The 14,385-nt window shown below is 63.4% G+C and carries 16 protein-coding genes; 11 read left to right on the forward strand and 5 right to left on the reverse strand.

Going from position 1 to position 14,385, the window contains the following annotated elements; all coding sequences use genetic code 11:
- The first annotated feature begins 141 nt into the window (after positions 1-141).
- From K3819_RS20275 to K3819_RS20310, 8 genes are read left to right on the forward strand one after another with little or no spacing between them, the layout of a single operon-like run.
- Entirely contained in the window at positions 142-1,341 is a 1,200-nt protein-coding gene (locus K3819_RS20275; RefSeq protein WP_064598213.1) for a PepSY domain-containing protein, read from the forward strand.
- A complete protein-coding gene (locus K3819_RS20280; RefSeq protein ID WP_064598215.1) occupies positions 1,338-1,880 on the forward strand; it encodes a hypothetical protein in 543 nt (180 codons plus the stop codon). The genes K3819_RS20275 and K3819_RS20280 overlap by 4 nt, the downstream gene beginning before the upstream one ends.
- Complete coding sequence (locus tag K3819_RS20285; RefSeq protein WP_085612248.1) at positions 1,877-2,218, forward strand: hypothetical protein; 342 nt, start codon at positions 1,877-1,879, stop codon at positions 2,216-2,218. Before K3819_RS20280 ends, K3819_RS20285 begins: the two co-directional genes overlap by 4 nt.
- Complete coding sequence (locus K3819_RS20290; RefSeq protein ID WP_085612247.1) at positions 2,215-2,781, forward strand: DUF6162 family protein; 567 nt, start codon at positions 2,215-2,217, stop codon at positions 2,779-2,781. The genes K3819_RS20285 and K3819_RS20290 overlap by 4 nt, the downstream gene beginning before the upstream one ends.
- Positions 2,782-2,816: 35 nt before the next feature.
- Entirely contained in the window at positions 2,817-3,746 is a 930-nt protein-coding gene (locus K3819_RS20295; RefSeq protein ID WP_085612246.1) for a metal ABC transporter substrate-binding protein, read from the forward strand.
- Entirely contained in the window at positions 3,743-4,486 is a 744-nt protein-coding gene (locus tag K3819_RS20300) for a metal ABC transporter ATP-binding protein (protein WP_221397836.1), read from the forward strand. Before K3819_RS20295 ends, K3819_RS20300 begins: the two co-directional genes overlap by 4 nt.
- Positions 4,486-5,385: a metal ABC transporter permease gene (locus K3819_RS20305; RefSeq protein WP_221397837.1), complete on the forward strand. Its 900-nt coding sequence runs from the start codon at positions 4,486-4,488 to the stop codon at positions 5,383-5,385. Before K3819_RS20300 ends, K3819_RS20305 begins: the two co-directional genes overlap by 1 nt.
- The gene (locus tag K3819_RS20310; RefSeq protein WP_221397838.1) at positions 5,386-6,285 is read left to right on the forward strand and encodes a metal ABC transporter solute-binding protein, Zn/Mn family; all 900 of its coding nucleotides are present in this window, start codon (positions 5,386-5,388) and stop codon (positions 6,283-6,285) included.
- Between the two features lie 130 nt (positions 6,286-6,415).
- On the opposite strand, the gene K3819_RS20315 is transcribed toward K3819_RS20310, so the two are convergent.
- The 5 genes from K3819_RS20315 to K3819_RS20335 form a co-directional block, all read right to left on the reverse strand.
- A complete protein-coding gene (locus K3819_RS20315; protein WP_007917715.1) occupies positions 6,416-6,640 on the reverse strand; it encodes an MbtH family protein in 225 nt (74 codons plus the stop codon).
- Between the two features lie 82 nt (positions 6,641-6,722).
- The gene (locus K3819_RS20320; protein WP_221397839.1) at positions 6,723-8,135 is read right to left on the reverse strand and encodes an aspartate aminotransferase family protein; all 1,413 of its coding nucleotides are present in this window, start codon (positions 8,133-8,135) and stop codon (positions 6,723-6,725) included.
- 142 nt (positions 8,136-8,277) lie between these two features.
- Entirely contained in the window at positions 8,278-8,763 is a 486-nt protein-coding gene (locus K3819_RS20325) for a GNAT family N-acetyltransferase (RefSeq protein ID WP_041475378.1), read from the reverse strand.
- A gap of 106 nt (positions 8,764-8,869) precedes the next feature.
- Positions 8,870-10,192, reverse strand: a complete 1,323-nt coding sequence (locus K3819_RS20330; protein ID WP_041475379.1) for an ATP-binding protein — start codon at positions 10,190-10,192, stop codon at positions 8,870-8,872.
- Positions 10,192-10,872 (reverse strand): response regulator, encoded by a 681-nt coding sequence (locus K3819_RS20335; protein WP_011335250.1) that lies wholly within the window; start codon positions 10,870-10,872, stop codon positions 10,192-10,194. Before K3819_RS20335 ends, K3819_RS20330 begins: the two co-directional genes overlap by 1 nt.
- A gap of 153 nt (positions 10,873-11,025) precedes the next feature.
- On the opposite strand from K3819_RS20335, the gene dsbD reads away from it, so the two are divergent.
- The 3 genes from dsbD to dsbG are packed head-to-tail and all read left to right on the forward strand — an operon-like array spanning position 11,026 to position 14,377.
- Positions 11,026-12,759 (forward strand): protein-disulfide reductase DsbD, encoded by a 1,734-nt coding sequence (gene dsbD, locus K3819_RS20340; protein WP_221397840.1) that lies wholly within the window; start codon positions 11,026-11,028, stop codon positions 12,757-12,759.
- A complete protein-coding gene (locus K3819_RS20345) occupies positions 12,759-13,631 on the forward strand; it encodes a TlpA disulfide reductase family protein (protein WP_221397841.1) in 873 nt (290 codons plus the stop codon). The genes dsbD and K3819_RS20345 overlap by 1 nt, the downstream gene beginning before the upstream one ends.
- Positions 13,607-14,377, forward strand: coding sequence for a thiol:disulfide interchange protein DsbG (gene dsbG, locus K3819_RS20350; protein ID WP_041475380.1), 771 nt, complete (start codon positions 13,607-13,609; stop codon positions 14,375-14,377). The genes K3819_RS20345 and dsbG overlap by 25 nt, the downstream gene beginning before the upstream one ends.
- Positions 14,378-14,385: the final 8 nt, after the last annotated feature.

Here is a 14,385-nt window from a genome sequence, read left to right on the forward strand (position 1 = left end):
CATCGGGAATTGCTTCGGTCATCCGTCTTATAGAGATGCGGGCCGGTCGCGTAGGCAAAAGCCACGACCGGCCTTTCAGGGGACTCCCGTGCTGCGAAGCCCGTAGTACCGCTCCCTCTCACTGAATCAAGACCCGTCATCATGTCGAAGAAATCCCGCTCGAAACTGTGGTTCCTGGTACACAGCTGGCTGGCATTGCCGATCTGGTTTTTCGTTCTGATCGTCTGCGTCACCGGCACCCTGGCAGTGGTCAGCCAGGAAATCGTCTGGCTGGCCAACCCGCAAATGCGCGCCAGCGCGCCGTCCGACGACGCACCATTGCTCAGCTACGACCAGATCCTCGCCGAAATCAAAAAAGCCGAACCGCAGACAGTGGTGCAAAGCATCAACCGTCCGGACGAGTCGCACTTTGCTCTCGACGTCGACGTCAGCTATCCCGACGGCCGCTCGCTGACCGTCTACGTCAACCCGTACACCGGCGTGATTCAGGGCACGGCACCGAGCTTCAACTTCAAGGCGTTCACCCGCGCACTGCATGGCTGGTGGCTGGTGCCGTTCACCAACGGCTTCAGCTGGGGCTGGTATCTGGTGTCGTTCCTCGGCCTGCCGATGCTGGCTTCGCTGGTGACCGGGCTGGTGGTGTACAAGCGCTTCTGGAAGGGTTTTTTCCGCCCGACCCTGCGCTTCAATCACGGCGCACGGATCTTCTGGGGCGACTTCCACCGCTTGAGCGGCATCTGGTCGATCTGGTTCATCGCGGTGATTTCGATCACCGGCACCTGGTTCCTGATTCAGGCGCTGCTGTTTGACAACCAGATTTCCATTTCCAGCGAGCCGATCGTCCCGGCCATGTCCCGCGAAGCCGTGCCACAGTCCAACGATGGTTCGCCACCGCCGCGTATCAGCCTCGACCGCGCCATCGAAATCGCCCAGACGAAAATCCCCGGCTTCGAAGCCAGCTTCATCAGCCTGCCGGGCAATGCCTACGCGCACCTGGATATCGGCGGTCGCGGCTGGTACCCGCTGATGTACCAGACCGCCACGCTCAACCCATACAGCGGTGAAGTGGCGGCTTCGCGGCTGTTGTCCGATCGCACGTCGCTGGAGTTCGTCACCGAATCCATGCGCCCGCTGCACACCGGTGACTTCGGCGGTCTGTGGATCAAGCTGATCTGGTTCTTCTTCGGCCTGCTGCTGAGCATGATGGTCCTCAGTGGCCTGCTGATCTGGACCAAGCGCACCGCGCTGGCCACCGCCAACGCCCTCAAGCGCGAGCACAAGAAACAGCGCGTGCAGGCACAACCGGCCCTGCGCCGTGAAACCTCGGAGGCCAATCTGTGAGCAAATCCACTACCGTGGCTCAGCCTTCACGGCTGAGCGTGATCTGGCACAAATGGCGCTTCCACATCAACGTGCTGTTGCTGCTGATCCCCTTGGGCTTCATGCCCAAATACTTCGCCGATGCCTCGCTGTTTCGCGGTGACAGCGGACTGGGTGAACGGGAGATCGGCGAAATCCAGGTCGGTCCCTGGAGCCTGCGACTGGCCGAACTGCGTAATCAGGCACCGATCCTGACCGGCCCCGCCGGCTACATGAAAGATTTCAGCGCCGCCCTCTGCGACGCCTGCGTCGACCACGTCAAGGCGACGTATCTGCGCATCGGCAAACCTCGCAGCCTGCGCGCGGCCGGGGTGATTTTCTTCGGCACGCCGTACCGCATGGGCACCCAGTTGCCGGTTCCGGAAAAGACCGCTGCCGACGCCGAACTGTGGATCACCATGGAAGGCTGGGACGGCAGCATGCACCAAGCCTCGATTCCGCTGAGCCAGGCCTCGCCTGCCACCCTCGCCTGGCTGAACAAACAAGGAGCCAAACCATGAGTCATGCCCAACGCCCCTTCCGCCTGCACCTGAGCGCTGCCTTGGTGGTGCTGTCTGCCGGTTTCAGCACAGGCGCCCTGGCCCACAACCCGATGTGCGAGTGCAAGGCCATCGATGCCGAGCAGATCAAGTGCACCGGCGGTTTCTCCGACGGCAGCGGCGCGCCGGGGGTGACCCTCGATGTGATCGGCTACGACGAAACCATCCTGGTGCCGGGCAAGCTCGGCGCCGACTCGACCCTGACCTTCAAGAAACCCGGCGCCGAGTTCTACGTGCTGTTCGACGCCGGCCCCGGTCACGTGGTCGAAATTGACCAAGCGGATATCGAAGCCCCATGACCACGCCGACTACCCAGGTTGTCCGCCCCGCCGGTGCCGGGCACGAAACCCTCAATGTGCTGCTGATGTGCCTGCTGATCCTCGCGGTTGCCGGCTCGGTAGTGACATGGCGCGGCGTTTCCCACGAACCGGAGCCGGTCTCCAGCCATCAACTGGATGCCCGTCGCGACCTTGGCGCCAGCGAGCAGGGCATCTATGCCGATCTGCGCGTGACCCTCGACGAGATCCGCCTGCTGCGTGAAGAACAGCAAACGCTGCCAAGCCCGCAGAACCTGGCCGATGAAGGTTTTGCACCGTTCGCCCAGGACGCCAGCTCGGTCAGTCGTGGCGGCCATGCCTGGCAGTTGCTGGCCGACCGCGCCTACTTCGGCCACAGTCAGGCACCGGCCGTGGCCGGTTCGTTTCTGATGCGCCTGAACGACGCCGCGCCGGACATCTGGCTCAACCGCGCCACCGACCTGCAAGCGCCGAAAGACCTGTCAGACGCAGCGCTGACCGCTGCCGGATGGAAACAGATCGTCGCGCAATTCGATGCCGGGGTGACCCGCGAACATCGTCATTGAACCCTCGCCTTCATTCGAGAGAAGACCGCTTGCCCATGCCTAGTTCATCTCAACGCCGTCCTTTCCTGCGCCTGCTGCTGATCGGTCTGTGCGCCTGCCTGCTGAGTCCGCTGGCCAGCGCCGATCAGGCCAAGCGCCTGCGCATCGGCATCACCCTGCATCCGTATTACAGCTATGTGGCGAACATCGTAGGCGACAAGGCCGAGGTCGTGCCGCTGATTCCCGCCGGCTTCAACCCGCATGCCTACGAGCCGCGCGCCGAAGACATCAAGCGCATCAGCGGGCTGGATGTGATCGTGCTCAACGGCGTTGGCCATGACGACTTCGCCGACCGCATGATTGCCGCCAGCGAAACGCCGAACATCAAGACCATCGAAGCCAACGAAAACGTGCCGCTGCTGGCCGCCACCGGGGTTGCCGCGCGCGGTGCCGGCAAAGTGGTGAACCCGCACACCTTCCTGTCGATCAGCGCCTCGATTGCCCAGGTCAACAACATCGCCCGTGAGCTGGGCAAGCTCGACCCGGACAATGCCAAGACCTACACCCAGAACGCCCGCGCCTACGGCAAACGCCTGCGGCAGATGCGCGCCGACGCCCTGGCCAGGCTGACCCAGGCGCCGAACGCCGAACTGCGAGTAGCCACGGTGCACGCCGCTTATGACTACCTGCTGCGTGAATTCGGCCTGGAAGTGACGGCGGTGGTCGAGCCGGCCCACGGTATCGAGCCGAGCCCGAGCCAGTTGAAGAAAACCATCGACCAATTGCGTGAACTGGACGTGAAAGTGATCTTCTCCGAGATGGATTTCCCCTCCACCTACGTCGAAACCATCCAGCGTGAATCCGGCGTGAAACTTTACCCGCTGTCGCACATTTCCTACGGCGAATACACCGCCGACAAGTACGAAAAGGAAATGACCGGCAACCTCAACACCGTGGTTCGAGCGATTCAGGAGTCCGGCGCATGACAGCTCAGGAAAACCTGTCGATAGCCAGCAGCGGCCCGACCCTGGATTTCGCTGACGTCAGCCTGACCCTCGGCCGCACGACGATTCTGGACAAGGTCACCTTCCAGGTGCAGCCCGGCAGCGTGCATGCGCTGGTGGGCCCCAACGGCGGCGGCAAGAGTTCGCTGATCAAGACCCTGCTCGGGCAGATGCCCCATCAGGGCCGGCTCAGCCTGCAATGGCCCGGCGAGCCCGGCACCATCGGTTACGTGCCGCAGGCGCTGGAGTTTGATCGCGGCCAGCCCATGACCGTCGACGACTTCATGGCCGCCATGTGTCAGCGTCGCCCGGCCTTTCTCGGCTTGAGCAAACGCTACGCCGGCGCCATCGGTGATGCGCTGGAGCGGGTCGGCATGCAGGACAAACGCAAACGCCGAATGGGTGCGCTGTCCGGTGGCGAACGCCAGCGGGTATTGCTTGCCCAGGGCCTGATTCCGGCGCCGCAATTGCTGGTGCTGGATGAGCCGATGTCCGCCCTCGACGAAGCCGGGATCCAGGTGTTCGAGCGTTTGCTGGGCGACTGGCGCGCGGCGGGCATCACCGTGCTGTGGATCGAGCACGACCTGGAAGCGGTCGGGCGTCTGGCCAATCGCGTCACCGGCCTTAACCGCCGGGTGCTGTTCGACGCCACGCCGCAACAGGCCCTGACCCCGGAACGTCTGCTGACCCTGTTTTCGACCCATCCACGGAGCGCTGCCTGATGAGTTACGAAGCCTTTCGTTTGACGGTGCAAGGCTGGGCCTCTTCCGGTTACCTGCCGGAAGCCCTGGCCTATGGGTTTGTGGTCAATGCCTTGCTTGCCGGTCTGTTGATCGGCCCGGTACTGGGTGGCCTCGGCACGCTGGTGGTGGTCAAGCGCTTCGCGTTTTTCTCCGAAGCGGTGGGCCACGCGGCGTTGACCGGCGTGGCCATCGGCATCCTGCTCGGCGAGCCCTACACCGGGCCTTACGGCAGCCTGTTCGGTTACTGCCTGCTGTTTGGCATTCTGCTCAATTACCTGCGCAACCGTACCGGGCTGTCCCCGGACACATTGATCGGCGTGTTCCTGTCGGTGTCCCTCGCTTTGGGCGCCAGCCTGCTGCTGATTCTGGCGGGCAAGATCAACGTGCACATTCTGGAAAACGTGCTGTTCGGCTCGGTGCTGACGGTCAATGGCAACGACCTGCTGGTGCTGGCGATTGTCGGCTCGCTGGTCATGGCGCTGGCCCTGCCGCTGTACAACCGGATCATGCTCGCCAGCTTCAACCCGCAACTGGCGGCGGTGCGTGGCGTCGCGGTGAAGACCCTGGATTATCTGTTCGTGATTCTGGTGACACTGATTACGGTTGCCGCGGTGAAAGTCATCGGCGCGATTCTGGTCGGTGCACTGCTGGTGATTCCGGCGGCGGCTGCGCGCCTGCTCAGCCAGTCGCTCAAGGGCTTTTTCTGGTGTTCGGTGCTGATTGCCACGGTCAGTACGCTGTGCGGGATTCTCGCGCCGATCGTGTTCGACCTGCCGATTCCGTCCGGTGCCGCGATCATTCTGGTCGCCGGTATCGCCTTCGCCCTCGCCGCGATTGCCCGGGGCGTCGTCCCCAGTCTGAAAGGGAACCTTGGATAAATGGCTTTTTCATTGCGACAACTGACCCTGGCCATCGCCCTCAGCGGCGCGGTTTCGAGCCCTCTGCTGGCGGCCGAGAAACCGTTGCGGGTGCTGGCCTCGTTGCCGATCACTTATGGTCTGGGCGAAGTCCTGCTCAAGGGCACCGACATCAGCCTCGAACGCGCAGCACCGGCCAACCTGCCAGGCAGCCGCCAGACCGCCTACTTCACCGGTCGCGGCGCGCCCGTGCTGAGCAAACTGGCCACGGGCGCCGATGCAGTGATCGGCGTGCGCTCGCTGTGGGCCGATGATCCGCTGTACCCGATCGCCCGCCGCAGCAACATCCGCATCGTCGAAGTCGATGCTGCCCGCCCGGTGGACGGCGCCCTGCCCGGCATTGCCGTGCAACCGGGGCTCAAGGTCGACGGCCTGAACAGTCAGCCGTGGCTGGCCAGCAACAACATGGGGCGCATGGCCGATGTGATGGCGGCGGATCTGGTGCGCCTGGCACCGAAGGACAAATCGAAGATCGAGGCCAATCTGGCCGCACTGAAACAGCGTCTGCTGAAACTCAGTGCCGACAGCGAAGCGCGTCTGGCCAGTGCCGACAACCTGAGCTTGATGAGCCTGAGCGATCACTTCGGTTACCTGATCGGCAGCCTGAATCTGGAGTTGATCGGACAGGATGCGCGACCGGATGCCGAATGGACGCCGGAGGAGCTGAAAAAACTGACCGCGACTTTGAAAGACAACGACGTAGCAGTGGTGCTGCACCATCGCCAGCCTTCGGATGCGGTGAAAGCGGCGATTGCCGAATCGGGCAGTCAACTGCTGGTGCTGAGCACCGATGCAGCGGATCCGGTGGCAGAGCTGGAAGGGAATGTGGATGTGCTGCTCAAGGGCCTGGCCGGCGCGTAACGCCATTATGACCGCGTCATCGTCCATCGCTGGCTTGCCAGCGATGAGGCCTTCACAGGCAACAAAAATCCCGGACATGAAAAAACCCGCTGACTGATTCCAGTCCAGCGGGTTTCTTTTGGCTGATAACTTACTGGGCAGCCGCTTGCGCTTCCATCTTCTGGCGCAGGCTTAGCGGACGCATGTCGGTCCAGACTTCTTCGATGTAGGCCAGGCATTCCTTTTTCAGGCCACTCTTGCCCACAGTGCGCCAACCTTCCGGCACGGCCTTGTAGTCCGGCCAGATCGAGTACTGCTCTTCGTGGTTGACCACGACTTGAAAGAGGATGTCCTCGCGGTCGAATACTGACGTCATGCTGTGTCTCCATCGCTGTAAGGGTGGGCTGCACGACGGTGCAGCCGGGTATGTAGAAAGAACGTTCGACGCGGCGAAAAATTTACAGGCCGGCAGTCGCAGCGCTCAACGCACGGCCGAAGATCTCGGCGACGCGGTCGATTTCCGCGGCGGTGATCACCAGCGGCGGCAGGAACCGCACCACCGCACCGTGACGCCCGCCCAGCTCCAGAATCAGCCCGCGCTTGAGACATTCGCGCTGAACCAGCGGCGCCAGACGTGCGAAGGCCGGTGGATGCCCCAGCGCATCCGGTGCACCGTTCGGATCGACCAGCTCGACACCGAGCATCAGGCCACGACCACGAATATCGCCCAGTTGCGGGAAATCGCGCTGCAGAATGCGCAGGTGTTCGCTCAGGCGTTCGCCCATGGCGGCAGCGTGTTCGCAGACCTTGTGCTCGACCAGGTACCGCATCACGGCAGAACCGGCGGCCATCGCCATCTGGTTGCCACGAAACGTACCGGCGTGAGCGCCCGGCTGCCAGGTGTCGAGCCAGTCGCGATAAACCACCACGGCCAGCGGCAGGCTGCCGCCGATGGCTTTGGACAGCACCACCACATCCGGGGTGATGCCGGCGTGTTCGAAGGCAAACATGTTGCCGGTGCGGGCGAAGCCGCTCTGGATCTCGTCGATGATCAGCGCCACGCCAGCCTTTTCGGTGATGCGGCGCAGACCGCGCAGCCACTCGATGTCCGCCGGGATCACGCCGCCCTCGCCCTGCACCGCTTCGACGATGACGGCGGCCGGCAATTGCACGCCGGCCTCGGGATCATTGAGCAGGTTTTCCAGGTAGCTCAGATTGGCCTTCACACCCGCCGCGCCACCGAGGCCGAACGGGCAACGGTAGTCGTAAGGGAACGGCATGAATTGCACGCCGTTGCTGAGCAACGCGCCCAGTGGCTTTTTCGGCCCCAGGCTGCCCATCAGGCTCAAGGCGCCTTGGCTCATGCCGTGGTAACCGCCGGAGAACGACAGCACGGTGCTGCGCCCGGTGGCGGTGCGCACCAGTTTCAGCGCGGCTTCCACGGCGTCGGTGCCGGTCGGGCCGCAGAACTGGATTTTCGCTTCCTTGGCCAATGCCGGAGGCAGCAGGCCGAACAGGTCCTGAACAAATTGATCCTTTACCGGCGTGGTCAGGTCCAGGGTGTGCAGTGGCAACTCATCGGCCAGCACCTGCTGAATGGCCTCGATCACTACCGGATGGTTATGCCCCAGCGCGAGGGTGCCGGCGCCGGCCAGGCAATCGATGAAGCTGCGGCCTTCAACGTCCTCGACGTACAGGCCCTTGGCGCGCTTAAGCGCCAGGGGAATGCGCCGCGGGTAGCTGCGGGCATTGGACTCCTGCTGGCTCTGACGGGCCAGCAACGGCGACTCATTGAACTGATACAGCGTTTCCGCCGGCGCGGAGGCGATCCGGGCCGACGACTCTTCGATAAGGCTGGTGGCGACTGACATCTCTCGACCCCTCAATACGCTATGGATAGTGACCAAAACTGCACACCGGGCAGGTGCGCGTTCCGGTCGCGGGGCGCACATGCAGGTTTTCCTGTTCTGGAAACGCACCAGCGTGTCGAGGATTTACACCCTTGATCGAATGTCAGGCCGACAATGCCAGCGGCTTGTGCATCGGCAGGGTCAAAACGCCGTGTTGCATGAAGGGAGACGCCGTTTCGCGATACCCCAGGCGCCGGTAGAACGCCGCGCCGGTTCGCGTGCTTGCAAGCGTGATGCATGGCCTGCCACGAATCCTCAGCCAACCCTCGAGATCGCCCATCAGCGCACGGCCCGCACCTCGGCGAAACCACTCCGGCTGCACGTGACAGAACATGACCTCGCCATGGGCTGCGGCCATGCCGACGCCGACGGGTTTGTCCTGCAGCAGCGCGATGTTCAGATAGTGATGGGGATCGGCGAGCCAGGCGCTGACGTGCTCCGCCGATTGTCGGCGGACCCAGCGGTCGACCAGTTGTGGGTCGTTGCGATGATCGAGCGCGCAACCGACGCGGATCGAACGCTCAAGGATCCTGCTGATGATGCCGGCGTCGGCGGGGGTGGCGGGACAGATATAGACGGGTGCTTCCATGGCGCTGTTTCCCTCAATCCATTGAGTCAAAGGCTGGGGCGACAATAACGTCGCGGCCGGCGGATGACTAATGGAGAGAGGTTACATTTGATGTGCCTGCAAACTGTCAGACCGGTTGCAGCGGCATGGTCAGCTCGACCCGCAAACCATCCGGACGGCTGTCGAAATGCAGGGTGCAGGCGCAGCGCTGAACGATCGCCTGGACAATCGCCAGCCCCAGTCCGCAGCCGGTGCTCTGGCCGTTGCGCCAGAAGCGCTGGGTCAGGTGTTGCAGATCGTCAGGGGCGATTCCCGGCCCATGGTCGCGCACCACAAAACGCACGCGATTGGCGCTGGTTTCCAGGCTCAGGTCCACCGCGCCGTCCGTCGGCGTGTGACGCAGAGCGTTGTCCAACAGGTTGCGCAGGGCCGCGATCGACAGCACCGCCGGCATTTGCAGCGGCGCAGCGGACAAGTGTTCAGGCAGATGCAGCCTGATGCGCTGACGCTGGTCGCTGGCCGAGTCCTGAATCGCCAGTTTCGCTACCTGCTCGGCACTGCACTGCACGCCGTCATCGAACGACAGGCTGCCCTCGACCCGGGCCAGCAACAGCAACTGCTCAAGGGTCCGGTGCAGGCGGTCGGCACCCTCCTCGGCTCGGGCCAGAGACTGATCGCGGGCGCTGCCATCGGTCATGCGCGCCACTTGCAGGTGGGTCTTGATCGCCGTCAGCGGGCTGCGCAGTTCGTGGGCGGCATCGCCGGTCAGGCGACGCTCGCGCTCGATGGTCTTGCCGATGCGCTGAAACAATTGGTTCTGGGTTTCGAGCAGCGGTTTCAGTTCGCTGGGGAATGACTGCAACTGCAACGGCTCAAGCGAATCCGCGTTGCGACGCATCAAGGCTTCACGCAAGCGGTTGAGCGGCGCCAACCCCTGGCCGATCCCCAGCCACAACAGGCACAGGCAGCCAAGCAGCGCCACGCCGACCGGCACCGAGGCCGCCAGCAGGATCGACATGTTCAGGGCTTCGCGCTCGATCACCCGGTCGGCGGTGGTAATACGCACATCGCCCCGGGCCAGGGTGAAGCTGCGCCATGGCGCACCGTCGATCATTTGATCGTGGAAGCCCATCTTCTGGGCTTCCAGCGCCTGTTCCGGATTGTTGTGGCTGCGAGCGAGGATTTCCCCGCGCAGCGAGCTGACCTGGCAGGCCATGCCGCCGGGAATGTTCAACTGCTCGGCGCTGAAATGAGTGCCCTCGCCTTTGCTCGGGACAGCCGGCAATTGTTCCAGCAACCCGGCGACCATCCGCGCCGACGCCACCAGGCGCTGGTCGAGGGAAAACATCATCTGGTTGCGCAGGTCGCTGAGCATCCAGGCGGCCGCCAATGCCCAGATCAGCGCGAATGCGGCGCCGAGGGTCAGGCTCAGGCGCAGGCGCAGGCTCATCACTTGTCGGGTTCTCCGCCATCGGCCGGGCCCAGGCGATAACCCAGACCGCGCACGGTTTCGACGATGCCTTTGCCGAGTTTGCTGCGCAGGTGATGGATGTGCACATTGAGCGCATTGCTTTCCAGTTCATCGTTGAAACCGTAGACGCTGTCCTTCAACTGCTCGGTGGACAGCACCCGGCCACGGTTGTGCAGCAAGGCTTGCAACAACGACTGCTCGCGCCGCGACAGATCCACCGGACGCCCCGCCAGGGTGGTTTCGCGACTGCTCGGATCGTAAGTCAGCGCGCCGTGTTCGATCAGATTGACGCTGCGTCCGGCCACCCGGCGCAGCAGGGTTTGCAGGCGGGCGAACAACTCGCGCAGGTCGAACGGCTTGAGCAGGTAGTCGTCGGCACCGGACTGCAGACCGTCGACACGGTCGGTAACCGAATCCCGCGCAGTCAGGATCAGGACCGGAATCTCCAGGCCTTGCTGACGCAGTTGTTGCAGCAACTTGAGGCCATCTTCGTCCGGCAGGCCGAGATCGAGCACCATCACGTCGAATTCGGCAACCTTGAGAATCGCCCGCGCCTTGGAGGCGGTGTTGACGTGCTCGACGGTCAGGCCCTGCGCCGTCAGCCCGGCGACGATCCCGCTGGCGATCAACTCATCGTCTTCGCAAACCAGTACGTGCATGGTGAGTCCCGTGGAAAAGTGCTGATTAGGCCGCTGGCCGATTAAGCCGACATTATGCCCCGAACGCCACCGCGACAAGGGCGTCGCGGTTAATCATCGGTTAATCGCCGCCGCCCATTGTGCCCCTCAATTGCACAGGGACAAGGCTCCTCCATGCGTCATTTTTTTCTGTTTTTTGCACTGCTGATTTCGAGTCTGGCCCAGGCGGGGAATGATCCATTTGCGTCAAAACCGGAGTTCTTGCCGGTCGACAAGGCATTCGTGCTGACCTCGCAACGTCTGGATTCCGGTGAGACCCAGTTGTTCTGGCAAATCGCCGATGGCTATTACCTGTATCAGAAGCGTCTGAAGTTCGACGGGCTGACGACACAAAACATCCCGGCCCTGCCCGAAGGCGAGTCCCACAGCGACGAGTACTTCGGCGAACAACCGGTTTATCGCCAGGGTCTGGAACTGAAGATTCCGGCGGCCGCCACGGGCCAGATCAAGGTCAGTTATCAGGGCTGTGCCGATGCCGGTCTTTGCTATCCCCCGCAGACCCGAGTGATCGACCTCGGCGGCAAAGCTGCCGCTGCGGCGACAGATGAAGCGCCGGATCAGGCACTGGCCAGCGGCCTGCAACAGCACTCGCTGGGCTGGAGTCTGCTGGTGTTCTTCGGCCTGGGTCTGCTGCTGGCGTTTGCGCCGTGTTCGCTGCCGATGCTGCCGATTCTAGCGGGCATGGTGGTGGGCAGCGGTGCTACGCCGCGTCGCGGTTTCGCGCTGGCCGGCAGTTATGTGGTTTGCATGGCCCTGGTGTATGCGGCGATGGGCGTTATTGCCGCGCTGCTGGGGGCCAACCTGCAGGCGTGGTTGCAGAACCCGTGGCTGCTCGGGACATTCGCGGCAGTGTTTGTGGTTCTGGCGTTGCCGATGTTTGGCTTCTTCGAACTGCAATTGCCGGTGGCCCTGCGGGATCGACTGGAACACGCCTCGCGCAGCCAACGCGGCGGCAGCCTGATCGGCGCCGGCGTATTGGGCGCGCTGTCCGGTCTGCTGGTCGGCCCGTGCATGACCGCGCCGCTGGCCGGCGCTCTGCTCTACATCGCGCAAAGCGGCAACGCGCTGCACGGAGGCCTGATCCTGTTTGCTTTGGGCATCGGCATCGGCGTCCCGCTGCTGTTGCTGGTAACGGTCGGCAATCGCTTCCTGCCCAAGCCCGGCGCGTGGATGAATCTGCTCAAAGGCGTGTTCGGCTTCCTGTTCCTCGCCACCGCGCTGCTGATGCTGCGCCCGGTGCTGGAGCCGTCGCTGTGGTTGGGCCTGTGCGGCGCGCTGCTGTTGATCGCCGCTTACAGCGCCTGGAAACAGTCCGATGGCTTTGGTCGCGTGGCGCAGCTGTTCGGTGCCGGTTCGCTGTTGCTGGGCCTGTGGGGCAGTCTGCTGGTGGTCGGGGCGGCGGGTGGCAGTGACGATCCATATCAGCCGTTGCAGGTGTACAGCGCCGGACGCGTCGGATCTGCGGCGCCCAGCGGCCACGAAGCCTTCACGACGATCAAGGATCCCGCCGCCCTGCAACGCGAGTTAGACGCCGCCAAAGCCCAGGGCCAGTGGGTGCTGCTCGATTACTACGCCGATTGGTGCGTGTCGTGCAAAATCATGGAGAAACAGGTGTTCGGCCAGGCGCGGGTGATGCAGGCCCTGAGTGATGTGCGCTTGCTCCAAATCGACGTCACCGCCGACAATGCCGCCAGCCGCGAACTGCTCGGTCGTTATAAAGTGCCTGGGCCACCGAGTTTCGTGTGGATTGGCGCCGACGGTGAAGAGCGCCGCAGCCAGCGCATCACCGGCGAGGTCGATGCCGATACTTTCCTGCAACGCTGGACCACCATCCGAGACGCCCGTTAATGCTGACCTTCACCCTCGGCACCTTTGCCATCGCACTCAATCACTTGTTGCTGATCAGCGCGCTGGCACTGGCGACCTTCGTCGGCTGGCGGGTGGCCAAGCGCGGCGGTGACAATCCCGAGTCGGCGCTGTTCAGCCTGTTTCTGCTCGGCATGCTGACGGCGCGCATTGCGTTCGTCGCCGTGTATTGGGGGCACTATCGCAACGACCTGTGGCAGATCATCGACCTGCGCGACGGCGGTTTTCTCGCCTGGCCGGGGGTGATCGTGCTGTTGCTCGCGGCGCTGTATCGCGGCTGGCGCCGGCCGGGTCTGCGTCGACCGCTGGGTTTCGGTGTGGTCAGCGGTGTGGTGTTCTGGGTGATGGCGACCCTGTCGCTGAACATCTACGAGCAAGGCACGCGCCTGCCGGACATCACTCTGCGCAACGCCGCCGGGGAAACCGTGAAACTCACCGACTATCAGGGCGGGCCGCTGGTGATCAACCTGTGGGCCACCTGGTGTCCGCCGTGCCGCCGGGAAATGCCGGTGCTGGAAAACGCCCAGCAACAACGCCCGGACCTGACGTTCCTGTTCGTCAACCAGGCCGAAAGCATGCAAAGCGTCGCCACGTTTCTCGAAACCCAGGGTTTGAGCCTGAACAACGTGCTGTTCGACCGCAGCGGACGCCTCGGCCAGGCCGTGGGCTCCATGGCCCTGCCGACTACCCTGTTCTATAGCCCGGACGGTCGCCTGCTGGGCAGCCATTTGGGCGAATTGTCCAACGCCAGCCTGGCCCGTGCCCTGGAAAGCTTCGACACCCCGGCCTCCAGCCCGAATCCGGCCACCTCTTCTTCAAGGAAACTGCCATGCCCCGCCTCCGCCACCTGCTGACGCTGACCCTGGGCGCCGCCCTGCTGCACTTGCCGTCGGTCCAGGCCGCTGAAGAACTGCCTGAAGCGATCAAGAAAATTGAAGCCAAGGGCGCCAAGATCGTCGGTCAGTTCGACGCGCCGGACGGCTTGCGCGGTTACGCCGCGCAATACCAGAACCGCGGCATGGCGCTGTACCTGACGCCGGACGGCAAGCACGTGCTGCTGGGCAACCTGTACGACGCCGACGGCAACGACCTGAGCAGCGCACCGCTGCAAAAACTGGTCTACGCGCCGATGGCCAAGGAAGTCTGGGCCAAGTTCGAGGCCAGCAACTGGATTCAGGACGGCAACAAGGATGCACCACGCACTGTGTACCTGTTCAGCGACCCGAACTGCCCGTATTGCAACATGTTCTGGGAACAAGCCCGTCCATGGGTCAAGGCCGGCAAGGTGCAGCTGCGACACATCATGGTCGGCATCATCCGCGAAGACAGCCCGGCCAAAGCCGCTGCCCTGCTCGCCGCCAAGGACCCGAGCAAAGCCCTGGAAGATCACGAGAAGGCCGGCAAGGCCAGCACCCTCAAGGCCTTGAAGGACATTCCGGTCGCCGTGCAGACCAAACTCGCGGCGAACATGCAGTTGATGGAAGACCTGGAGTTACAGGCCACCCCGGCGATCTTCTACATGGACGACAAGGGCGAACTGCAACAACAGCAAGGTGCACCGACGCCGGACAAGCTGGCGAAGATTCTCGGGCCGAAATAAAAAACGCC

It is taken from the genome of Pseudomonas sp. 3-2, from assembly GCF_019710535.1.
Taxonomy (GTDB): Bacteria; Pseudomonadota; Gammaproteobacteria; order Pseudomonadales; family Pseudomonadaceae; genus Aquipseudomonas; species Aquipseudomonas pharyngis.